This is a genomic window from Massilia sp. Soil_C_3, from assembly GCF_057657035.1.
In genome coordinates this window covers 1-19758 of the sequence record NZ_JBDGJG010000012.1, presented here as the reverse complement: position 1 = coordinate 19758, position 19758 = coordinate 1, and the positions used below count along the sequence as shown (strand labels likewise).

Below are 19758 nucleotides of genomic sequence, written 5' to 3'. Positions count from 1 at the left end.
GATTGAGAGCGGCCGCCTGCCTCGTCCCCGCGCTGCTGGCGCTCGCCGGGCCGACGACGGCGCAAGACCATGGCGACCTGCTGCAGGCGCCCGAGCGCGTCGAATGGGAGGCCGGCGGCCTGTATGAAGGCCGCTTCCCGGACGGTAGGTCGTTCCAGGTTGCGCTGGCCTACCCGGCGCCTGGCGGCCTGCCGGGCGACGCCGCGAAGATCATGGACAGCGCTTACTGGTTCCCGCGCGACTACACGGGCAAGGCGCGCAGCCTGGCAGTGCTGGAGGCGCCGGTGGGCGTGGCGAACCTGGCGCCCCTGCTCGACTCCGGCGCCCAGGCGCCCGAACGGTTCTCGATCGCGCTCGACGCCGACCGGCACGCCGGCAAGGGCAACTGGACACAGGAAGATCCGGCCAAGACCTTGCCATTTTCGTTGAAGCGCATCGTGGCATACCGCGCGGTCGCCCTCACCCGGCCGTCGCCGCAGGCGCAGGCCGAGGGTTCGGATCAACCATTCGTGTTTTCCGCCGTGTTCCCGGTGTTCGGGGACGAGGCGCTGGACGCCTGGGTGCGCGACATCGCCGGCCGCTGCGATGCGGATACCGAATGCACCAACAAGATCCTGGTGCGCTGGCATTCGAAAGGCCAGCTGTCGCTCGATGCCAGCGCCTGGACCTTCGGCTATGGCGCGGCCCATGGCAACTACGGTTCATCGATGCGTCACTATGCGCTTGGCGGCGGCAAGGCCGTGCATACCCGTTTCACGGGTTTCGTCGATGCCGGCACGGCCTGTCGTGACAAGGTCTCGGCCGCGCTCGTGGCCAGGCTGGCCGCGCAAGGGCTGTCGTGGGCCGAGCAAGGCGCGCTGGACGTGTTCAAGGAACCCAAGTTCATCCCGACGCCGACCGGCATCGAATTCCACTGGGATCCGTATGAAGTGGGCAGCTTCGCCCAGGGCATCCCGAGCGTGTTCCTGACCCGCGCCGAGCTCGAAGGCTGCGTCAGGAACCTGCCGCACGGCGGCTGACGCAGGCGCGAGCGTCGAACCCGATGTCGCGCAGCAGGCGGCCCAGGAAATAGCCGTTGAAGACGCCGAACATGGCGCAGACGGCCGCCGCTACCGACGGCTGGCCCGCCAGGTCCGGGCGCACGGCCAGCAGCACCGAGGTCAGGTACTTGAGCGTGAAGATCGACAGCATCAGCACCAGCGGGACGACGCTGCCGGCCACGCGCACCCGGCCCGGCGCACTGCCGGGCGCCACGCGCACGCGGCCGAAGCGCCAGGCCAGCAGCGAGGCCGCGGCAAAAGCCGCCGTCCATGCGACGAACGCAGTCGCGTCGAATCCGAACTTGCGCGCGATATCGTGCAGGGACAGGATCAGCATCACCAGCGGCAGCACGAACATCCGGGGCATGGCGATTTCGCGCTCGCGCAGTTCGGCGACGCCGCGCCAGACGAGGAAGGCGAGGATGGCCCAGACGTAGAGAGGTGTGTGGCTCAGGATCTGCATCAGCATGGCGGGCTCCGGCAAGTGGTTGAAAGTGGCGCCAGTATGTCGGCCCACAGCCCGGGCCGTGCGACGATGCGACGAAGCGCCGCCGCCACGGCGCGAAACGCACGTGCACGGCGCGAAATTCGCCGCCGCCGGTTAGAATCCGCGCATGCCGCGCAAAAATCCCATCTTCCCTGGCCCACGCACCGCACGCGGCGCCGTGCTGGCCGTCCTGCTGTCGGGCGCCGACCAGGCCGGCGCCGAACCGCTACGCGGCCGCGTGACCCTGGCCGCCATCGTCCGCGCGCTCAAACGCAAATACCACTGGCCGATCGACACCACGAGCTTTCCGTCCAACGCCGCCGACGGCCGCGCCACCTGGGCCACGGTCTACAGCCTGCCGCAGGACGTCATCGACGCCGCGCTGGACGCGAAGGGCCGCGACTGGCTCAAAAGCACGAATCCATGAAAAATAATCATTGATGCACGGCCTGTTTGATGTTCCTGTATCATCAATCAATGGCCCGTGACAACATCAACGATATCCTCGTCTTTCTCGCCGTCGCCCGCGAGCGCAGCTTCACGCGCGCCGCGGCGAAACTCGGCATGACCCAGTCGGCGCTCAGCCACATCGTGCGCTCGCTGGAAGCGCGCCTGGGCGTGCGCCTGCTCACGCGCACCACGCGCAGCGTGTCGCCGACCGAGGCCGGCGAGCGTCTGCTGCAGAACGTGGGACCAAGGCTGGAAGAAATCGAGGCCGAAATCACGGCCGTCAGCGACCTGGGCGACAAGCCGGCCGGCACCATCCGCATCACCGCGATCGACCATGTGATCGACACGATCCTGTGGCCGCGCATCGCACCGCTGCTGCCGCAATACCCCGACCTGCACGTCGAGATCAGTTCCGACTATCGGTTGATCGACATCGCCGCCGAGCGCTACGACATCGGCGTGCGCCATGGCGACCAGCTCGAGAAAGACATGATCGGCGTGCGCCTCACAAACGAGGTGCCGATGCTGATCGTCGGCGCGCCCTCCTACTTCGAGCGGCGCCCCAGGCCGACCTCGCTGCAGGAGCTCATGAAGCACAACTGCATCACCTTGCGCCTGCCCAGCAGTGGCGGCCTGTATGCCTGGGAGCTGGCGCACGACGGCCAGCCGCTGGAAGCGCGCGTGCGCGGGCAGTCGGTGTTCACCAACGTCTACCACATGCTGGACGCCGCATTGCACGGCGTCGGCCTGGCCTTCCTGCCCGAAAGCCTGGTCGGCCCGCACCTGCAGGCGGGGCGGCTGGTCAGCGTGATGGAAGACTGGTGCGTTCCCTTCGAACCCCTGCACGCCTTCTATCCCAGCCGCCGCCATTCCTCGCGCGCGCTGATGCTGGTGATCGACGCCATCCGCTCCAAGGAGTGAAGCGGATGGCGCCCGTGGTTACGCCAGCGCCGGCATCCGGGCCAGCATCTTGTCGAGCGTGACCGGATAATCGCGCACGCGCACGCCGGTGGCGTTGTAGATCGCGTTCGCCACCGCCGCGCCGACGCCGCACAGGCCCAGTTCGCCGATGCCCTTGGCTTTCATCGGCGATGTTGTCGGGTCGGTCTCGTCGATGAAGATCACCTCCTGGTGCGGGATGTCGGCGTGCACCGGCACCTCGTAGCTGGCCAGGTCGTGGTTGACGAAGAAGCCCAGGCGCTTGTCGACGGCCAGGTGTTCCATCAGCGCGCCACCTACGCCCATCGTCATCGCGCCGATCACCTGGCTGCGCGCCGATTTGGGGTTGAGGATGCGGCCCGCCGCGCACACCGACAGCATGCGCCGCACGCGCACCTCGGCGGTGGCGACATCCACCGCGACTTCGACGAAATGGGCGCCGAAGGTCGACTGCTGCATCTTCTTTTCCAGGTCGCCGTATTCCATCGTGTCCTCGGCCACGATGACCCCGCCCTTGGCCACCTCGGTCAACGGCACCGAACGAGCGCCTACGCGCACGGCGCCATCGATGAATTCGGCCTTGGCCGCATCCAGTCCCGCCTTCTGCGCGATCTGCTCGCGCAGCTTGACGCAGGCCGCGTAGACGCCGGCGGTGGAACTGTTGGCGCCCCACTGGCCGCCGGAACCGGCCGACACCGGATAATCCGAGTCGCCCAGGCGCACATTGATGCGCTCGACCGGCAAGCCGAGCATCTCGGCGGCGGTTTGCGCGATGATGGTGTAGCTGCCGGTGCCGATGTCGGTCATATCGGTTTCGACCGTCACCTTGCCGTCGCTTTCGAGGCGCACGCGCGCGGCCGACTTCAGGTTCATATTGTTGCGGAAGGCCGATGCCATGCCCATGCCGACCAGCCACTGGCCCTCGCGCACCTGGCCGGGCTTGGCCTGCCGTTTATCCCAGCCGAAGCGTTCGGCGCCCTGGCGCAGGCACTGCACGTAGCGGCGCTGCGAGAACTTGCGGCCCGGTTTTTCGGGGTCGACCGTGGTGTCGTTGACGACGCGGAAGGTGACCGGGTCCATCTTGAGCTTCTCGGCCATCTCGTCCATCGCCACCTCGAGCGCCATCATGCCCGGCGCCTCGCCCGGCGCGCGCATCGCATTCCCCTCGGGCAGGTCGAGCGTGGCCAGTTGCAGGCGCGTCAGGCGATTACCGCCCGCATACAGGAAGCGGGTCTGCTGGACCGCGGTTTCCGGCTGGCCGCCCGGCAGGTCGCCCGACCAGCTTTCGTGCGCGATCGCGTTGATGCGGCCTTCGCGGGTGGCGCCGATGCGGATGCGCTGGATCGTCGCCGGACGGTGGGTGGTGTTGTTGATCATCAGTGCGCGCTGCAGCGCGACCTTGACCGGGCGCTTGGCCGCGCGGGCGCCGAGCGCCGCCAGCACCGCCTCGGCGCGCAGGAACAGCTTGCCGCCAAAGCCGCCGCCGATAAAGGGCGAGACCAGGCGCACGTTGCGGGGCGGGATGCCAAGCGTCTTGGCCAGGTCTTGCTTGCCCCAGTCGATCATCTGGTTCGACGTCCAGACGGTCACCTTGTCGCCATCCCACGATGCGATCGACGCATGCGGCTCCATCATCGCATGCGACTGGTCGGGCGTGGTGTAGGTGGCGTCCAGCTTGACCGGCGCGCCGGCGAAGGCGCCGTCGAAATCGCCGACCTTCGATTCCGCGTCGCCCGTCTTGGGCGTGACCGCCGCGTTCATGGCCGCGGCCAGGTCGTAGGAGCCGTTCGCCTTCGCGTACTCGACCTTCACCAGCGACGACGCGGCGCGCGCCTGCTCGAAGGTTTCGGCCACGACGACGCCGACCGCCTGGTGGTAGTGCTGCACTTCGGGGCCGGCCAGCAGGTGGGCGGTGTTGAAGTTGCCCTTGCCCAGCTTGCCGGCATTCTCGTAGGTGACGACGGCGATCACGCCCGGCGCGCGGCGCGCGGCTGCCGTGTCGATCGACACGATGCGGCCCTTGGCGATCGCCGCGCCGATGACGTAGCCGTAGGCGGCATTCGGCGCTGCCGCATGCTGCTCGTAGGCGTAAGGGGCGGTGCCGGTAGTCTTCTGCGGGCCGTCGATGCGATCCAGCGGCTTGCCGACGACCTTCATCTGGTCGATCGGATTGGTGGTTTCTGGTTTGGTGAATTTCATGGTCTCAAGCCTTTCGTTCAGCTCGCGCGGGCTTGCGCCAGGATGGCATCGAGCGTGCGCTCGACGAGCAGGATCTTGTACGCGTTGTCGTCGGTCGTGCGGGCGCCGGCCAGCAGTTGCGCGGTGGTGGCCTTGCCGCCGCGCGGCATCTGGCTTTCCGCCGCCGGCACGCGCCACGGCTTGTGCGCCACGCCGCCCACGGCCACGCGGCCGCTGCCGTCCGGCTGCACCACGGCAGCCACCGAAATCAGCGCGAACGCATACGAGGCGCGGTCGCGCACCTTGCGGTAGTAATGCTTGCCGCCCAGCGGCTTGGGCAAGGTCACCGCCGTGATCAGCTCACCCGGCATCAAGCTGTGCTCGATGTGCGGCGTGTTGCCCGGCAGGCGGTAGAAGTCGGCGATCGGGATCGTGCGCGCGCTGCCGTCGGGACGCACGGTCTCCACGCCTGCGTCCAGCAATTGCATGGCCACCGCCATATCGCTCGGGTGCGTGGCGATGCAGGCATCGCTCTGGCCCACGATCGCATGGCCGCGCGTATGGCCGCCGATGGCCGAGCAGCCGCTGCCGGGCAGGCGCTTGTTGCATGGCATATTGGTGTCGTAGAAGTACGGGCAGCGGGTGCGCTGCAGCAGATTGCCGGCGGTGGTCGCCTTGTTGCGCAACTGGGTCGAGGCGCCGGCCAGCAGCGCGCGCGACAGCACGGCGTAATCCTTGCGCACGCGCGCGTCGGCCGCCAGGTCGGTGTTGCGCACCAGCGCGCCGATGCGCAGGCCGCCCTCCTTCGTCGCCTCGATCTTGTCGAGCGCCAGGCCGTTGACGTCGATCAGGTGGGCCGGGGTTTCGATCTCGAGCTTCATCAGGTCGAGCAGGTTGGTGCCGCCGGCGATGAAACGCGTGTTGGGGTTCCTGGCGGCAGCCGCCGCCGCTTCGGCCGGGGTTGCGGCCTTCTGGTAGCTGAATGCCTTCATGCCTTGACTCCTCCGACTTCCTTGATCGCGTCGATGATGTTGGAATAGGCGCCGCAGCGACAGATATTGCCGCTCATGCGCTCGCGGATCTCGTCTACCGACAGCAGCGGCTTGGCGTTCAGGTCGCCGGTCACATGGCTCGGGATGCCCTGGCGGATCTCGTCGATCACCGCCACGGCTGAACAGATCTGCCCCGGGGTACAGTAACCGCACTGGAAGCCGTCGTGCTTGACGAACGCCGCCTGCATCGGATGCAGCTTATCGGGCGTGCCCATGCCTTCGATGGTGGTGATCTCGGCGCCGTCGTGCATGATCGCGAGGCTCAGGCAGGAATTGATGCGACGGCCGTCGACCAGCACCGTGCAGGCGCCGCACTGGCCCTGGTCGCAGCCCTTCTTGGTGCCGGTCAGGTGCAGGTTTTCGCGCAGCGCGTCGAGCAGCGTGGTGCGGGTGTCGAGCGTCAGCTCGCGCGGCTGGCCGTTCACGCGCAGGGTGACCTTGCTGGTCACCGGCGCCGGCGTCTGGGCCGCGCCGGCGACGCCCCGCGCCGCTTGGGCGCCGGCCAGCGGCAGGGCCGCCGCCGTCGCGCCGAGCGCGCCGCCGATCAGGACACCGCGCCGGGTCTGGTTGATGTTGGTGGAGTCGTCCATCAGGTATGCTTCCTTCTGTCAGCGGTTAGAAAATCCGGTTGATGTTACGGCAAGCCCTTCCTGCGATTCATGAAGGACACGGCATAGGCTTATGTTTCCTGCTCATGAATCGGCATGGCGCGCCGACCGTGCCGCCAGCAGTGCGACTACTGCGGCGGCGACCAGCAGGCTAGAGCTCAGGTAAAAGGTCGCGCGATAGCCGCTGGCATCGAACAGCAGGCCGCCCAGGGTCGCGCCGAGCATGATCGCAAGCTGGACCACGGCCACCATCAAGCCGCCGCCGGCTTCGGCGTCGTGCGGCAGGGTCTGGGCCAGCCAGGTCCACCAGCCGACCGGCGCCGAGGTCCCGACCAGGCCCCAGACCGCGAGCAGCACCGTCACCGCCACGGCCGAATGGCCAAAGGCGACCAGCGCGCCGGCCACCAGCGCCATCGCGAGCGGCATCGCCACCAGCACCCGGTACAAGCGGTCCTTGAGCACGGCGCCGATCAGGGTCGTGCCGACGAAGCCGGCTACGCCCAGCGCCAGCAGCATCAGCGACAGGGTCGCGGCGCTCACGCCGGTGACGCCCTCCAGGAACGGGCGCAGGTAAGTAAACAGCGCGAACTGCCCCATGAACAGCAGGCTCACCGCCGCCATGCCGAGCACGACCGCCGGCCGCCGCAACAGGCGCGGGATGCCGCCCGCGGCCGGGGTTTCACTGGCGCGCAGCACGGGAAGTCGCAGGAGCAGCCAGGCGAGCGCGATCGCCGCCACCGGCACCAGGCAGAAGAAAGCGCCGCGCCAGCCGACGATGGCGCCGAGATAGCTGCCGGCCGGGGCCGCGATGACGGTCGCCAGCGCATTGCCTCCGTTGAGGAGCGCAAGGGCGCGCGGCACGTCGCGCGCCGGCACCAGGCGCATGACGGTCGCCGCCGACATCGACCAGAAGCCGCCGATGGCGACCCCGATCAACGCGCGGCCGACCATGAACAGGAAGTAGTTGGGCGCGAACGCTGCCACGGTGCCGGAGACGATCATCAGGCAGGTCAGGCCCAGCAGCAGGAGCTTGCGGTCGAGCCGTCCGACGAGCGAACCGAGAAACAGGCTGGTAAGCAGGGCGAAAAGGCCGGAAATCGCGATCGACTGGCCGGCCTGGCCTTCGCTGATGCGCAGCTCGGCCGCCAGCGGCGTGAGCAGGCTGACCGGCATGAATTCGGAGGCGACCAGGGCGAAGGCGGCGAGCGACATCGCCATCACGGCGCCCCATGCCGCAGGCTGGGCCGGCTTGCTGTCGCAAGCGGCGGAAATGGTTGGATTCATTGTTTAGCGAACAGAGGATGATGCTGAATCAGCAGCGATGCGGGGCGACGCGGACGCCGCCCTGGCGACCCGCACTGCTGCGGGCCGGAGGATGAATCAAGCGGCCAGGCTGGCGTTATCGATTACGAAACGATACTTGACGTCGCCCTTGAGCATGCGCTCGTAGGCGCCGTTGATGTCGTCGGCGCGGATCATCTCGATGTCGGCCACGATGCCGTGCTTGGCGCAGAAGTCGAGCATCTCCTGGGTTTCCGGGATGCCGCCGATCATCGAGCCGGCGATCGCGCGGCGCTTCGTGATCAGGTTGAACACCTGCGGCGACGGATGCGGCGACTCGGGCGCGCCGACCAGCACCATGGTGCCGTCGCGCTTGAGCAGGTTGAGGAAGGCGTCCAGGTCGTGCGGCGCAGCGACCGTGTTGACGATCAGGTCCAGGCGCTGGGCCTGGGCCGCCATCGCGGCCGCATCCTTCGACACCACGACCTCGTCGGCGCCCAGGTCCAGGGCATCCTGGCGCTTCGATTCCGAGGTGGTGAAGGCGACGACGTGGGCGCCCAGGGCGTGGGCCAGCTTGATGCCCATGTGGCCCAGGCCGCCGATGCCGACGATGCCCACGCGCTTGCCGGGACCGGCATTCCAGTGGCGCAGCGGCGACCAGGTGGTGATGCCGGCGCACAGCAGCGGGGCAACAAAGGCCAGCTGCTCCTGCGGATGGGTCACGCGCAGCACGAAGCGCTCGTTGACCACGATCTGCTGCGAATAGCCGCCCAGCGTGTGGCCCGGCGCATCGGCGGTCGGGCCGTTATAGGTGCCGACCATATTGTCGCAATAGTTCTCGAGGCCTTCGCCGCAATCCGCGCACGCCTTGCAGCTGTCGACCATGCAGCCGACGCCGACCAGGTCGCCGACCTTGTGGCCGCTCACGTGGGCGCCGACCGCCGACACGCGGCCGACGATCTCGTGGCCCGGCACGCAGGGGTACAGGGTGCCGGCCCATTCGGCGCGCACCGTGTGCAGGTCGGAGTGGCAGACGCCGCAGAAGTCGATGTCGATCTGGACGTCGTGGGCGCCAGGTGCGCGGCGGGTGATGTCGAGCGATTCCAGAGGTTTGTCGGCGGCATGCGCGCCGTAGGCTTTGATGGTCATGAGATTTTCCGTATCGTTCAATAATTGTTATGGCGAACGCACGGCCGCCGGCGGCGGACGTGGCGAGATTTGTCAGAGGAGCATGGTAGCGGCAAACCCATGCCCGAAACGGGTCCGAACTTGACTGGGCTTATGAGCCTGATTCATGAATGTGCTGCGCTGGACAGCCACGCCAACCGGCGGCACACTATCGGCCATGAACCAGGAATTACTCGACGCCGTTGCCGCCTATGCCCGTGCCCATGCGAACCGCGACGGCCTGGCGCTCACGCCCATCCCGGGCCTGCGCATGATGTGTCTCGACCAGCCGGGCGACAAGCTCGAGTCGACCTACCGGCCGCTGGTCTGCCTCGTGCTGCAGGGCGAAAAGCACCTGCTGGCCGGGCGCCAGGAAAAGCTGTGCGCCGAAGGCCAGGCGATCGTCGTCAGCGCCGACCTGCCGGTGACGGGCCAGGTGGTGACGGCGTCGGCAGAGCGCCCTTATATCGCGCTGGCGATCGAACTCGACATGGCCCTGCTGTCCGAACTGGCCGACCAGCTGCGCGAGAACAGGCCAATCCCGCCCGACCCGGTGGCCACACTGCTGGTCCAGGACGCCGACGCGGCGATCCTCGATTGCGCGCGCCGGCTGATGCACCTGGTCGCGCATCCCGAGGCGGTGCCCATCCTGCATCCCGGCCTGATGCGCGAACTGCATTTCTGGCTGCTCAACGGAGTGCATGGCCGGCAGTTGCGTGCGTCCATGGCGCCCGAGGCGCATCCGGTGCGGCTGAACCGCGCGGTGGCGATGCTGCGCCTGTATTACCACCAGAAGCTGCGGGTCGAGGAACTGGCCCAGGCTGCGTCGATGAGTCTGTCGGCCTTCCACAAGCACTTCAAGGACTACACCTCGCTCACGCCGGTGCAGTACCAGAAGCGCCTGCGCCTGATCGAGGCGCGGCGGCTGATGCTGTATGAGGGAGCCACCGCCAACAAGGCGGCGTTCGAGGTCGGCTACGAAAGCAGCTCGCAGTTTACGCGCGAGTATGCACGCCTGTTCGGCGCGCCGCCGCGGCGCGATGCGCGGCGTCCGGCCACCGTTGCGGCGCCGGAGCTGGCGGCCGAAGGCGCTCTATAAAACGTCTTCGATCCGGATCGGCAGCCTGCGGATGCGTTTGCCGGTCGCATGATGCACCGCATTGGCGATCGCCGCCGCCACGCCCACCATCGCCACCTCGCCCAGTCCCTTGACGCCGCTCGCGTTGAGCAGCGGGTCGGGCCGGTCGATGAAGCCGACGTCGATGTGCCCGATGTCGGCATGCACCGGCAGCACGTACTCGGCAAGATCGGCGTTCAGGAAGCCGCCGTAGCGCGGGTCGACCTCGCTGATTTCGCGCAGGGCGGCGCCGATACCCCACACCACGCCGCCGCGCACCTGGCTGTCGGCCGTCACGGGGCTCACCACGCGGCCGCAGTCGATCATGCTCACCACCCGCGGCACGCGGATGCGGCGCGTCACCGGCTCCACGTTCACCTCGACGAAGTGGACTGCGTAGCTCATCGACACGAATTCCGGGTACACCGGCCCCGCCGGCGCCGGCATGCCGCCCTGCAGGCGGCCGTAGACGGCGTCCGGCTGGCCCGGCGCCTTGCGCTTCACCTCGGCCTCGATGCGCTCGCGCTGCGCCAGCGCCAGCACCTCGGCCGGCTTCAAGCCAGGGTCGTGGCCAGGCGCCAGCTGCGCCAGTGCGTCCAGCAGCGCCTGCGCGGCTTCTTCCGCCGCCGGCACCACGCTGGCCGTGCCCCAGGAGCCGGCGGTCAGGTGCTGGGGCGCGCCGCGCGTGTCGCCGATCTGGATCACCAGCGCCTGCGGATCGACCCGCAGCCGGCGCACCAGCACGTTGGCGATCGCGGTGCGCATCCCCTGCCCCATTTCGTGGCCGGCCACCGTGAACAGGATGCGGCCGTCGCGGGTGGCCGCGATGCGCGCGATCGCCGGACTGGTCGCGGCCTTGTAGGCGCCGCAGGCCACGCCCCAGCCAATAGCGGCGCCGTCCGCCGCCTTCATCGAGGCAGGGCGCGCATCGCGCCGGCTCCAGCCGAAGCGGCGTGCGCCTTCGCGCAGGCATTCGGCCATGAAGCGCGAGGATAGCGGCTTGCCGCTGAGCGCGTCGGTCTGCGTGTCGTTGCGCAGCCTGAGTTCCACCGGGTCGATGGCCAGCTGCTGGGCCAGTTCATCCACCGCCGATTCGAAAGCGAATGCCGCCGGGTGCTCGAACGGCGCGCGCATATAGCCCGGCGTCTGCACGTCGGTGCGCACCAGCCGCTCGCGCCCGCGGAAATTCGGGATGCCGTACAGGCGCGCGCTCATGTCGGCGTACGAGGCCGGGAACAGGTCATGGCGCGAGGTCTGCTGGTCGGCTTCGTGGATGGCCGCCAGAATCTTGCCTGTGGCGTCGGCGCCTAGTTGGATGTGGTGGCGACTGGCCGGGCGGAAGCTGGCGTCGTGAAACAGCTGGCTGCGCGGCACCACCAGCTTGACCGGCTGGCCGAGCTTGCGCGCCGCCACCGCCGCCAACAGGGTCTGCATCTGCAGCGAGTTCTTGAGGCCGAAGCCGCCGCCGCACTGCGGCGAGATCACTTCGATGCGCGCCGGGTCGAGGTTCAACTGGCGCGCCAGGCCATGGCGGATCGCCCCGCTGTTCTGCGTGCCCTCGTGGATCACCAGGGTGCCCTTGCGCCACTCGGCCACGGTCGACACCAGCTCGATCGGGTTCTGGTGCTGGGGCGGGTGCAGGTACTCGGCATCGATCTTGTGCGCCGCGCCGGCGTAGGCGGCGTCGGCGTCGCCCGCCACCTTGTCGGCAAACATCTGCTGCGGCAAGGGCGAGCCCTGTTGCGGCACGATGTCCTTGGCCGGCGCGTCGAGGGTCACCTGGAATGGCTGCTCTTCATACTTGGCCCGGATCAGCGAGGCCGCTTCGAGCGCCGCTTCCAGCGTGTCGGCCACCACCAGCGCGATCGGCTGGCCGCGATACGCGATTCCTGATTCCAGCATCGGCTGCATGCTCTGGAAGGCGAAACCGCCGCCCAGCACGTGGCCGGCCGGCTTATAGTCGCCCATGTCGGCGTGGGTCAGCACCAGCCGCACGCCCTGCACCGCCCGTGCGGCCCGGGTATCGATGGACCGCACCTCGCCGCGGTTGATGGTGGACACCGCCAGCGCCGCATGCAGCATGCCGGGCAGCGCCTGGTCGGCCGCATACAGCGCGGCGCCGCGGACCTTGTCGCGCGCATCGATGCGCGGCTGTTTGGGGAAAGCTGACTCATTCATATTCATGCTCATCTCAAGTCCTCTGTGCGGCAATCATCAGGGCGTCGGCCACCGTGCGGGCGCCGAGCTCGATGCGGAAGGCGTTGTGGTGTCCGGCCCTGGCATCCGCGAAGGCGGCGAAGCCGGCTGCCAGCGCGGTCTCGATGGTGAGTTCGCGGCCGACCAGGCCCTGCTCGGCCAGGCGCGCGCGCCACGGCTTGGTGGCGACGCCGCCCAGCGCGATGCGCGCCTGCGCGACCCGCTTGCCGTCCATCGCCAGGGCCACGGCGGCCGAGCTGAGGGCGAAGGCATACGATTCGCGGTCGCGGATCTTGTGGTAGGTCGAGGCGCGCCCGAGGGGCGTGACCGGCACACGGATGCGGGTGATGATCTCGCCCGGCGCCAGCGTGGTCTCGAGGTCGGGCCGCTCGCCCGGCAACCGGTGCAGCGCCTCCACCGGGATGCTGCGCACGCCGTTCGGCCCCAGCACGTCGAGCACGGCGTCGAAGGCGACCAGGGCGACCGCGAAGTCGCCGGGATAGGTGGCGATGCAGCTGGGGCTCGTTCCCAGCAGGGCGTGGCCGCGGTCGATGCCGTCCAGCGCCGCGCAGCCGCTGCCCGGCAGCCGCTTGTTGCAGGCGAACGGCTCGCCGCCGCGGAAATAGGCGCAGCGCGTGCGCTGCAGCACGTTGCCGCCCAGGCTGGCCATATTGCGCAGCTGCTGCGACGCCGCGCGCCACAGCGATTCCGACAGCGCCGGATAGTCCTTGACCAGGCGCGGGTCGGTCGCCACGTCGCTCATGCGCGCCAGGCTGCCCAATACCAGCTCGCGCGCGCCGGAAGTATCGAAGGCGCGCAATTGTTCGATCGCGTTGATGTCGACGATGGCCGGCGGGCGCTCGACACCGAGCTTCATCAAGTCGTACAGGGTGGTGCCGCCGGCCATCAGGCGCGCTTCCGGGTAGGTGGCCATGGCTTGCACGGCCTGCTCGGGCGAACGGGCACGGATCAGGGTGAATTCACGCATGGTTCACGCCTTTCCCATCTCGCCGGCGGCCTGCTTGACGGCGGCCATGATGCCGTTGTAGGCGCCGCAACGGCATAGATTGCCGCTCATGTACTCCTTGATCCGTTCCGGCGAGCCCGCGTTACCCTCGCGCACGCAGGCGATCGCCGCCATGATCTGGCCCGGCGTGCAGTAGCCGCACTGCAGGGCGTCGTGGTCGATGAAAGCCTGCTGCATCGGGTGCAGGCTGCCGTCGGGCCGCTGCAAGCCTTCGATGGTGTCGACCCGGCGGCCCTCCAGCTGCAGCGCCGGCGTCAGGCACGATACGACGCGGCGGCCGTCGACGTGGATGGTGCAGGCGCCGCACTGGCCATGGTCGCAGCCTTTCTTGGCGCCGCTCAAGCCAAGACGCTCGCGCAGCAGGTCGAGCGCCGACGTCCTGGGATCGACCGTCAGCGTGCGCTGCTCGCCGTTGACCACGACGCTGAGCGGCACGCCGCCGGTGTGGACGTCCAGCGCGGCGTCCACGGGCTGGGCCTGGGCCTCGCCGGCACCGACGGCGCCGCTCGCCGCGGCCACCGACAGCACCGACAGCACGAACTCGCGCCGGTTGACCTGTGTCGCCTGGGGAGGCAGGCTGGATGGATCGGGACCGGTCGTCATGGCGAACTCCTTCTGTCTGGGATGGGGTAATGCCGAGAATGTAGACCAGGCTTCGCGCGCGCACGAGCCGCACTAAGCGAAAAGGCAACAACTGTGCAGGATCAGGCAAGCGCAGGCGCACCGGCGCATTCCGGCGACAGGATTTTCTTTCTAATGGCACAATTTTTGGACAGCATCGCAACCCTATTTTGGTGAGGCGCATTGAATCCATCCACCGACAGCCTGGATAACCACGTCGAGCGCTTGAGCGGCAAGCGGCGCCCGGTCGTGCGCCTGGTGGTGGCGGCCACCGCCCTGGGCTGCAGCCTGCTGGTGGCATTCGCGGCCTGGTTCATCTGGTCGTCGCGGCATACGCAGATCCAGCAGACCGAAGTGGCAACCTCGAACGTGGCGCGCATGGTCGGGGTCCAGGTCGAGACCGCGATGAAGGCCACCACCATGGCGCTGGCGAACGTCGTCGAGCGGGTGGAACATGACGGCGCCGACGCGGCTGCGATGAAGCGGCTCCAGGCCCACCTGGTCGTGCTGACCAGGACCACGCCCGAGCTGCATGGCATCTTCGTGTATGCCTCCGATGGTCGCTGGCTCGCGTCCTCGCTGGTCGGAACACCCCAGGGCGACAACTCGGACCGCGCCTATTTCCAGCACCATCGCACCCATGCCAGCCGCGACATCTATGTGGGCCATCCGGTTCGAAGCCGCTCCACCGGCGTCTGGGTGCTGCCGATCTCGCGCCGCATCGACCACCCCGACGGCAGCTTCGCCGGCGTGGCGCTGGTAACGCTGAAGGTGAATTTCTTCGAACGTATCTACGACGAGCTGGACGTCGGCAAGACCGGCACGGTCCTGCTGGCCCTGGAAGACGGCACGGTGATCTACCGCCGCCCTTTCGACGACCAGCTGATCGGCACCAACCTGGCCGGCGGCGCGATATTCCAGGCCATCAGGGACAATGTGGTCGGTTCGGACTTCCTGGTCGCCCGGATCGACAATATCGAGCGGCTGTACAGTTACCGCCGGGTCGACGACTTCGCCTTCGTGATCGCCGTCGGCCAGACCAAGGACGAGCTGCTCGGCCCCTGGAAGCGCTCGAGCATGCTGATCGGCGCAGCGGTGGTGCTGATCGCCGCCGTGTTCGCGCTGTTCGCCCGCAAGCTGATCCGGCAATTCGCCATCCGCGACCGCCTCGACCAGAAGCTGCGCGCCTATTCGCACGACCTGCGGCGCGACAACCTCGGCCTGCAGGAGCTGGCCCATACCGACAAGCTGACGCAGCTGGCCAACCGGCGCCGCTTCGACGAGGTGCTGGCACATGAGCTGCGCCATGCGCGGATTGCCGGCACCCCGACCGCCCTGCTGCTGCTGGACGTGGACTACTTCAAGAAATTCAATGACCGCTACGGCCATCCGGCCGGCGACGCCTGCCTGCAGGAGGTGGGCCGCATCCTGCAGGCCCAGGTCAACCGCAACCGCGACCTCCCGGCACGCTACGGTGGCGAGGAATTCGCGGTGATCCTGCCGGATACCGAACTGGCCGGCGCGATGGCGGTGGCGGAGCGGCTGCGCCACGAGATCCAGGCCCTGCAACTGCCGCACCAGGAGTCGCCTTCCGGCGTCGTCACGGCCAGCATCGGCGTCGCGGTCCTCGTCCGGGCTTCCGGCGGCGATGCGGATTCGGGGGAGCTCGTCGCACACGCCGACCGGCATCTGTACAACGCGAAGCACGCGGGCCGCAATCGGGTGGACGCCGGCCCTGCGACCTCAGCACGTCATTCCCGCGCAGGCGGGAATCCAAGTTCGTAGGGCAGCCACTCCGTGGAAGCGCAGCAGTGAAGCATAAGACTTAGGTTCCCGCCTGCGCGGGAACGACGTGGTCAGGCTGCGGGACTGGCGTAAAAATGGACGCTGTGACTTCGCATTCAGTCAGACCCTAGCGCGAGGCCGCATCCCACAAGTGCATCGCCTGCGTGATGGCCGCATCCAGGCTTTCATGCGCCGCGCCGTCGCGCGCCAGCGTCGACAGGCCGGTCAGGAAGCTGTCGAACACCGTGGCCAGCGCCTGCGGGTCGGTCGTGGGCGCGAGCTGACCGTGCGCGATGCCGCGCTCGACGCAAGCCAGGATGCCGGCGCGCGTGCGCGCGCGCGATGCGCCCAGCGCGGCCGTCACGCCCTCGTTTCCAGCGCCGCTCGCGCTCATCACGCCGAGCGACACCATGCATCCTTTCGGGTGGCCCTCCTCACACTGCATCGCCGCCGACCGCCTGAGCGCCAGCTCGATGGCGGCGCGCGGCTCAAGGTCGGCATCCCACAGGCATTCGGTCACCCGCCCATGGGACGCGAGGTAGCACGTCACCGCTTCCTGGAACAGCGCCTCCTTCGACGCGAAGGCGGCGTAGAAGCTTGGCGCCGAAATGCCCAAGCCCGCCTTTAACTGGCTGAGCGAGGTCGATTCATACCCGTGCTCCCAGAACAGGTGCATCGCGGTCGTCACCGCCGCACTGCGGTCGAATTGTCGGGGGCGGCCCATTGTCGCCATATCGTTCTCCTTGTCACTCGATTTTAATACTAATCGGTACAAAAGTCGTTGACAAGTCATGCTTGTTCGAACTACATTTGTACCGATCAGTACATAACCAACCTGCCAGCCTGGCCGGTTCATCGTCGACAGGAGTCTTGATGGAAGCAACACATACCCCCCACCCGGCCGCCCCCGCCGGCAGCCTGCCGGTCGCGGCGCTGCTGGCCCTGGCCATGACCGGATTCATCTGCATCGCCACCGAAACCCTGCCGGCCGGCCTGTTGCCGCTGGTCGCCGAGGGCCTGGGCGTAACCAGTTCGATGGCCGGACAGACCGTGACCGCCTATGCCCTCGGCTCGGTGCTGGCCGCCATTCCGCTCACGATCGCCACCCGCGGCTGGCGCCGTCGCAGCGTCCTGTTGCTGACCATCGTCGGTTTCCTGGTCTTCAACACGCTGACCGCGCTGTCGTCCGACTTCACGCTCACCCTGGCGGCGCGCTTCTGCGCCGGGATGGCTGCGGGTCTGGCCTGGAGCCTGCTGGCCGGCTACGCGCGCCGGATGGTTGCCGTCCACCAGCAGGGACAGGCCATGGCCATCGCCATGGTCGGCACCCCGATCGCGCTGTCGCTCGGCGTGCCGCTCGGCGCCTGGCTCGGCGGCGCGCTCGGCTGGCGCACGGCGTTCGGTCTTATGTCGGCGCTGTGCGTGGTGCTAGTGGTGTGGGTGGTGGCCAAGGTGCCCGACTACCCCGGCCAGTCCGACCGGCAGCGCCTGCCGCTGCGCAAGGTGCTTGCCACGCCGGGCGTGCGTCCGGTGCTGGCGACCGTGGTCGCGTGGATGCTGGCGCATAACATCCTGTACACCTATATCGCGCCGTTCGTGGCGCAGGCCGGGCTGGCCGGGCGCGTGGACGTGGTCCTGCTGGTCTTCGGCGTCGCCGCGCTGGGCGGAATCTGGATCGCAGGCCGGCTGGTGGACAGCCACCTGCGCGCCACCGTCCTGGCCAGCCTGGGCGGTTTCGCCATCCTGTCCCTGCTGTTCGCCTGGCTGTCGGCGGCGCCGCTGGTCGTGTACGCGGGCGTGGCCGCATGGGGCCTGAGCTTCGGCGGCGCGGCCACCCTGCTGCAAACGGCGCTGGCCGACGCCGCGGGCGATGGCGCCGACGTGGCGCTGTCGATGAACGTGGTGGCCTGGAACGGCGCGATCGCGGGCGGCGGCCTGCTCGGTGGCTTCCTGCTCGACCGCTGGGGCGCGGCGTCCTTCCCATGGTCGACCGCCTTGCTGGCGGCGCTCGGCTTCGCGATCGCCTGGTCGAGCAGGACGCACGGCTTCCGGCCCGGCGCCCGCTCGGGCCCGGCCGTCGCCGGGCATTGAATTCAGGCGGAGGCCAGGCCGCGCAACGAGGCGACGATATCGTGCAAGCTGGCGACCTCGCAGCTCGGGATCGCCTGCGAGTCGTTGGCCAGGCGATCGGGATTGAACCAGCAGCTCTCGATCCCGAATCGATTGGCGCCGAGGATGTCGGCGTCCAGGCGGTCGCCGACGATCACGGTCTCGTGCTTGGCGAAAGTGCGCGCCATCTTGCTGGTGAACTCGAAGAAGCGGCTGTCGGGCTTGGCGAAGCCGCAGGCTTCGGAGGTGGCGACGAAGGACAGGTGGCCCTGCAGGCCCGAACTGGCGATGCGGCGGTGCTGGATCTGGTGGGCGCCATTGGTGATGATGCCTACTTCGCCGATGCCGGCCAGGGTTTCGCACAGCTGGGCGGCGCCGTCGACCAGCACCACGGTATCGGCCAGCGATTCGATGTACAGGTCGCTGGCGCGCTGCGGATCGATCTCGATGCCGTTGTCCGAGAAGGTCTTGCGGAAGCGCTCGACCTTGAGGAAGTCCTTGGTGACGGTGCCTTGCTCAAAATGGCGCCACAGCGCCAGATTGGTCATCTGGTATTGCTGGAACAAAGCGCCGACCTGCTCGCGCACACCCAGCTGCTCCATGGTGCGCATGAATGAGCGCTGTTCGGAGGCGCGGAAATCGAGCAGGGTGTCGTCGAGGTCGAACAGGAAGAGTCGGTGTTTCATTACGTCTGGATGAGAGTACAACTATGACTTCATGGTAGCACGCTCATCCTGGACGCGCTCCGGTCGACTCAACTCGGCTTGGGATCGGGCACCGGTTCTTCGTCCTGCGGCAGGTGCACCGGCTGGTGGTGCGGGTGCGGGGTGTCGAAGGGCTCGGGCGCGGGTTCTTCGATCGGGGCCGGGTCGGGCGCCCGATGAGCGTGGATCGAAAAGCGCGGCGGCATCCGGTGCGCCTGCGGGGTGGAGTGAAGCGCTGCGTGCATGATGCGGTCTCCTTGCTGGAATGCGATTCAGGCTACCTTATCATGCAGCCCGGCGGCGCGGCGCGCGCCGGCAGTGGGCTACAATGCGGTTTTTCCTGAACACAGCCTTTTTGCCGCACATGGAATTCTCGATCACGACCCTGGCCCTGCTCGTCCTGACCCCGCTGCTGGTATGGCGCATCTACAGCCGCATCAAGAAGCAGATGCAGCGCCAGCGCTCGATCGGCTCGCGCCACTACACCGGCGTGCTGGTATTCGGCGCGATGATCCTGGTGCCGCTGACGCAGCTGTTCGACACGCCCTACAACCTGGCGGCGCTGCTGGTCGGCGCCGCCGGCGGCATCGGCTATGCCGTCTGGGGGCTCAAGCTCACCCGGTTCGAGGAAACCCCGCAGGGTTACTTCTTCACGCCGCCCGCGCGCCTGGGCCTGGTGATGTCCATGATCCTGGTAGCGCGCCTGCTGTATATCGGCATCGAGGTGTATGCCAACCAGGGCAAAGGCATTCCGACGCAACAGCTGACCGACAGTCCGCTGACCATGCTGTGCGTGGGGATTACGGCGGGTTATTTTGGCTACTATTCGGCGGCGCTGCTGCGCTGGCGGCGTAGGGTGCGCAAGGCGATCGATCAGGTTTGATCGTGCAGGGTATGCGGGCAACTTAGGTTCCCGCCTGCTGAACTGCTACACGAAAGTCGGACACTAGTTCTAAGCGCTGCCTGTGTGCTTGACCCTGTACTGCACCGGGGTCAA

The 19758-nt window shown here is 68.1% G+C and carries 19 protein-coding genes; 7 read left to right on the top strand and 12 right to left on the bottom strand.

Features of this window, described 5'->3' with window-relative positions; all coding sequences use genetic code 11:
• Nucleotides 1–2: 2 nt before the first annotated feature.
• Nucleotides 3–1019: an RsiV family protein gene (locus AC3A6F_RS22425; protein WP_487685203.1), complete on the top strand. Its 1017-nt coding sequence runs from the start codon at nucleotides 3–5 to the stop codon at nucleotides 1017–1019.
• Here AC3A6F_RS22425 and AC3A6F_RS22420 read toward each other — a convergent pair.
• A complete protein-coding gene (locus tag AC3A6F_RS22420) occupies nucleotides 994–1509 on the bottom strand; it encodes a DUF6622 family protein (RefSeq protein WP_487685200.1) in 516 nt (171 codons plus the stop codon). The two genes, AC3A6F_RS22425 and AC3A6F_RS22420, sit on opposite strands and share 26 nt — an antisense overlap.
• A gap of 145 nt (nucleotides 1510–1654) precedes the next feature.
• On the opposite strand from AC3A6F_RS22420, the gene AC3A6F_RS22415 reads away from it, so the two are divergent.
• Nucleotides 1655–1954: a hypothetical protein gene (locus tag AC3A6F_RS22415; RefSeq protein WP_147936775.1), complete on the top strand. Its 300-nt coding sequence runs from the start codon at nucleotides 1655–1657 to the stop codon at nucleotides 1952–1954.
• Between the two features lie 50 nt (nucleotides 1955–2004).
• A complete protein-coding gene (locus AC3A6F_RS22410) occupies nucleotides 2005–2898 on the top strand; it encodes a LysR family transcriptional regulator (RefSeq protein ID WP_487685197.1) in 894 nt (297 codons plus the stop codon).
• 18 nt (nucleotides 2899–2916) lie between these two features.
• Here AC3A6F_RS22410 and paoC read toward each other — a convergent pair whose 3' ends face one another.
• The 5 genes from paoC to AC3A6F_RS22385 form a co-directional block, all read right to left on the bottom strand.
• The gene (gene paoC / locus AC3A6F_RS22405) at nucleotides 2917–5115 is read right to left on the bottom strand and encodes an aldehyde oxidoreductase molybdenum-binding subunit PaoC (RefSeq protein WP_487685194.1); all 2199 of its coding nucleotides are present in this window, start codon (nucleotides 5113–5115) and stop codon (nucleotides 2917–2919) included.
• A 17-nt stretch (nucleotides 5116–5132) separates the two neighbouring features.
• On the bottom strand, nucleotides 5133–6086 hold the full coding sequence (locus tag AC3A6F_RS22400; RefSeq protein ID WP_487685191.1) for an FAD binding domain-containing protein: 954 nt from the start codon (nucleotides 6084–6086) through the stop codon (nucleotides 5133–5135).
• On the bottom strand, nucleotides 6083–6736 hold the full coding sequence (gene paoA / locus AC3A6F_RS22395; protein ID WP_487685188.1) for an aldehyde dehydrogenase iron-sulfur subunit PaoA: 654 nt from the start codon (nucleotides 6734–6736) through the stop codon (nucleotides 6083–6085). Before paoA ends, AC3A6F_RS22400 begins: the two co-directional genes overlap by 4 nt.
• A 102-nt stretch (nucleotides 6737–6838) precedes the next feature.
• Nucleotides 6839–8038 (bottom strand): MFS transporter, encoded by a 1200-nt coding sequence (locus AC3A6F_RS22390; protein ID WP_487685185.1) that lies wholly within the window; start codon nucleotides 8036–8038, stop codon nucleotides 6839–6841.
• 96 nt (nucleotides 8039–8134) lie between these two features.
• Nucleotides 8135–9184: an NAD(P)-dependent alcohol dehydrogenase gene (locus tag AC3A6F_RS22385; RefSeq protein ID WP_487685182.1), complete on the bottom strand. Its 1050-nt coding sequence runs from the start codon at nucleotides 9182–9184 to the stop codon at nucleotides 8135–8137.
• 145 nt (nucleotides 9185–9329) lie between these two features.
• Here AC3A6F_RS22385 and AC3A6F_RS22380 point away from each other — a divergent pair, with 145 nt between their 5' ends.
• Complete coding sequence (locus AC3A6F_RS22380) at nucleotides 9330–10301, top strand: AraC family transcriptional regulator (protein WP_487685180.1); 972 nt, start codon at nucleotides 9330–9332, stop codon at nucleotides 10299–10301.
• On the opposite strand, the gene AC3A6F_RS22375 is transcribed toward AC3A6F_RS22380, so the two are convergent.
• The 3 genes from AC3A6F_RS22375 to AC3A6F_RS22365 are packed head-to-tail and all read right to left on the bottom strand — an operon-like array spanning nucleotide 10296 to nucleotide 14145.
• Nucleotides 10296–12497, bottom strand: a complete 2202-nt coding sequence (locus AC3A6F_RS22375) for a xanthine dehydrogenase family protein molybdopterin-binding subunit (RefSeq protein WP_487685177.1) — start codon at nucleotides 12495–12497, stop codon at nucleotides 10296–10298. The two genes, AC3A6F_RS22380 and AC3A6F_RS22375, sit on opposite strands and share 6 nt — an antisense overlap.
• A 13-nt stretch (nucleotides 12498–12510) precedes the next feature.
• The gene (locus AC3A6F_RS22370; protein WP_487685174.1) at nucleotides 12511–13503 is read right to left on the bottom strand and encodes an FAD binding domain-containing protein; all 993 of its coding nucleotides are present in this window, start codon (nucleotides 13501–13503) and stop codon (nucleotides 12511–12513) included.
• A 3-nt stretch (nucleotides 13504–13506) separates the two neighbouring features.
• Nucleotides 13507–14145, bottom strand: a complete 639-nt coding sequence (locus AC3A6F_RS22365; RefSeq protein ID WP_487685171.1) for a (2Fe-2S)-binding protein — start codon at nucleotides 14143–14145, stop codon at nucleotides 13507–13509.
• Between the two features lie 201 nt (nucleotides 14146–14346).
• Between AC3A6F_RS22365 and AC3A6F_RS22360 the strand changes: the two genes are divergently transcribed.
• A complete protein-coding gene (locus AC3A6F_RS22360; protein WP_487685168.1) occupies nucleotides 14347–15948 on the top strand; it encodes a GGDEF domain-containing protein in 1602 nt (533 codons plus the stop codon).
• A gap of 127 nt (nucleotides 15949–16075) precedes the next feature.
• On the opposite strand, the gene AC3A6F_RS22355 is transcribed toward AC3A6F_RS22360, so the two are convergent.
• Complete coding sequence (locus tag AC3A6F_RS22355; RefSeq protein WP_487685165.1) at nucleotides 16076–16681, bottom strand: TetR/AcrR family transcriptional regulator; 606 nt, start codon at nucleotides 16679–16681, stop codon at nucleotides 16076–16078.
• Nucleotides 16682–16821: 140 nt separating this feature from the next.
• Here AC3A6F_RS22355 and AC3A6F_RS22350 point away from each other — a divergent pair, with 140 nt between their 5' ends.
• A complete protein-coding gene (locus tag AC3A6F_RS22350) occupies nucleotides 16822–18039 on the top strand; it encodes an MFS transporter (RefSeq protein ID WP_487685162.1) in 1218 nt (405 codons plus the stop codon).
• A gap of 2 nt (nucleotides 18040–18041) precedes the next feature.
• Here AC3A6F_RS22350 and AC3A6F_RS22345 read toward each other — a convergent pair whose 3' ends face one another.
• Both AC3A6F_RS22345 and AC3A6F_RS22340 read right to left on the bottom strand, forming a co-directional pair.
• On the bottom strand, nucleotides 18042–18743 hold the full coding sequence (locus AC3A6F_RS22345) for a YjjG family noncanonical pyrimidine nucleotidase (protein ID WP_487685159.1): 702 nt from the start codon (nucleotides 18741–18743) through the stop codon (nucleotides 18042–18044).
• 68 nt (nucleotides 18744–18811) lie between these two features.
• Nucleotides 18812–19006, bottom strand: a complete 195-nt coding sequence (locus AC3A6F_RS22340) for a hypothetical protein (protein ID WP_487685157.1) — start codon at nucleotides 19004–19006, stop codon at nucleotides 18812–18814.
• 119 nt (nucleotides 19007–19125) lie between these two features.
• Here AC3A6F_RS22340 and AC3A6F_RS22335 point away from each other — a divergent pair, with 119 nt between their 5' ends.
• Nucleotides 19126–19644, top strand: a complete 519-nt coding sequence (locus tag AC3A6F_RS22335) for a CcdC protein domain-containing protein (protein ID WP_487685154.1) — start codon at nucleotides 19126–19128, stop codon at nucleotides 19642–19644.
• Nucleotides 19645–19758: the final 114 nt, after the last annotated feature.

What these genes read in the sequence shown, in the direction of transcription:
- AC3A6F_RS22420 (WP_487685200.1), bottom strand. Translation starts at nt 1,509, where the DNA reads ATGCTGATGCAGATCCTGAGCCACACACCTCTCTACGTCTGGGCCATC.
- AC3A6F_RS22415 (WP_147936775.1), top strand. Translation starts at nt 1,655, where the DNA reads ATGCCGCGCAAAAATCCCATCTTCCCTGGCCCACGCACCGCACGCGGC.
- AC3A6F_RS22410 (WP_487685197.1), top strand. Translation starts at nt 2,005, where the DNA reads ATGGCCCGTGACAACATCAACGATATCCTCGTCTTTCTCGCCGTCGCC.
- paoC (WP_487685194.1), bottom strand. Translation starts at nt 5,115, where the DNA reads ATGAAATTCACCAAACCAGAAACCACCAATCCGATCGACCAGATGAAG.
- AC3A6F_RS22400 (WP_487685191.1), bottom strand. Translation starts at nt 6,086, where the DNA reads ATGAAGGCATTCAGCTACCAGAAGGCCGCAACCCCGGCCGAAGCGGCG.
- paoA (WP_487685188.1), bottom strand. Translation starts at nt 6,736, where the DNA reads ATGGACGACTCCACCAACATCAACCAGACCCGGCGCGGTGTCCTGATC.
- AC3A6F_RS22390 (WP_487685185.1), bottom strand. Translation starts at nt 8,038, where the DNA reads ATGAATCCAACCATTTCCGCCGCTTGCGACAGCAAGCCGGCCCAGCCT.
- AC3A6F_RS22385 (WP_487685182.1), bottom strand. Translation starts at nt 9,184, where the DNA reads ATGACCATCAAAGCCTACGGCGCGCATGCCGCCGACAAACCTCTGGAA.
- AC3A6F_RS22380 (WP_487685180.1), top strand. Translation starts at nt 9,330, where the DNA reads ATGAATGTGCTGCGCTGGACAGCCACGCCAACCGGCGGCACACTATCG.
- AC3A6F_RS22375 (WP_487685177.1), bottom strand. Translation starts at nt 12,497, where the DNA reads ATGAATGAGTCAGCTTTCCCCAAACAGCCGCGCATCGATGCGCGCGAC.
- AC3A6F_RS22370 (WP_487685174.1), bottom strand. Translation starts at nt 13,503, where the DNA reads ATGCGTGAATTCACCCTGATCCGTGCCCGTTCGCCCGAGCAGGCCGTG.
- AC3A6F_RS22365 (WP_487685171.1), bottom strand. Translation starts at nt 14,145, where the DNA reads ATGACGACCGGTCCCGATCCATCCAGCCTGCCTCCCCAGGCGACACAG.
- AC3A6F_RS22355 (WP_487685165.1), bottom strand. Translation starts at nt 16,681, where the DNA reads ATGGCGACAATGGGCCGCCCCCGACAATTCGACCGCAGTGCGGCGGTG.
- AC3A6F_RS22350 (WP_487685162.1), top strand. Translation starts at nt 16,822, where the DNA reads ATGGAAGCAACACATACCCCCCACCCGGCCGCCCCCGCCGGCAGCCTG.
- AC3A6F_RS22345 (WP_487685159.1), bottom strand. Translation starts at nt 18,743, where the DNA reads ATGAAACACCGACTCTTCCTGTTCGACCTCGACGACACCCTGCTCGAT.
- AC3A6F_RS22340 (WP_487685157.1), bottom strand. Translation starts at nt 19,006, where the DNA reads ATGCACGCAGCGCTTCACTCCACCCCGCAGGCGCACCGGATGCCGCCG.
- AC3A6F_RS22335 (WP_487685154.1), top strand. Translation starts at nt 19,126, where the DNA reads ATGGAATTCTCGATCACGACCCTGGCCCTGCTCGTCCTGACCCCGCTG.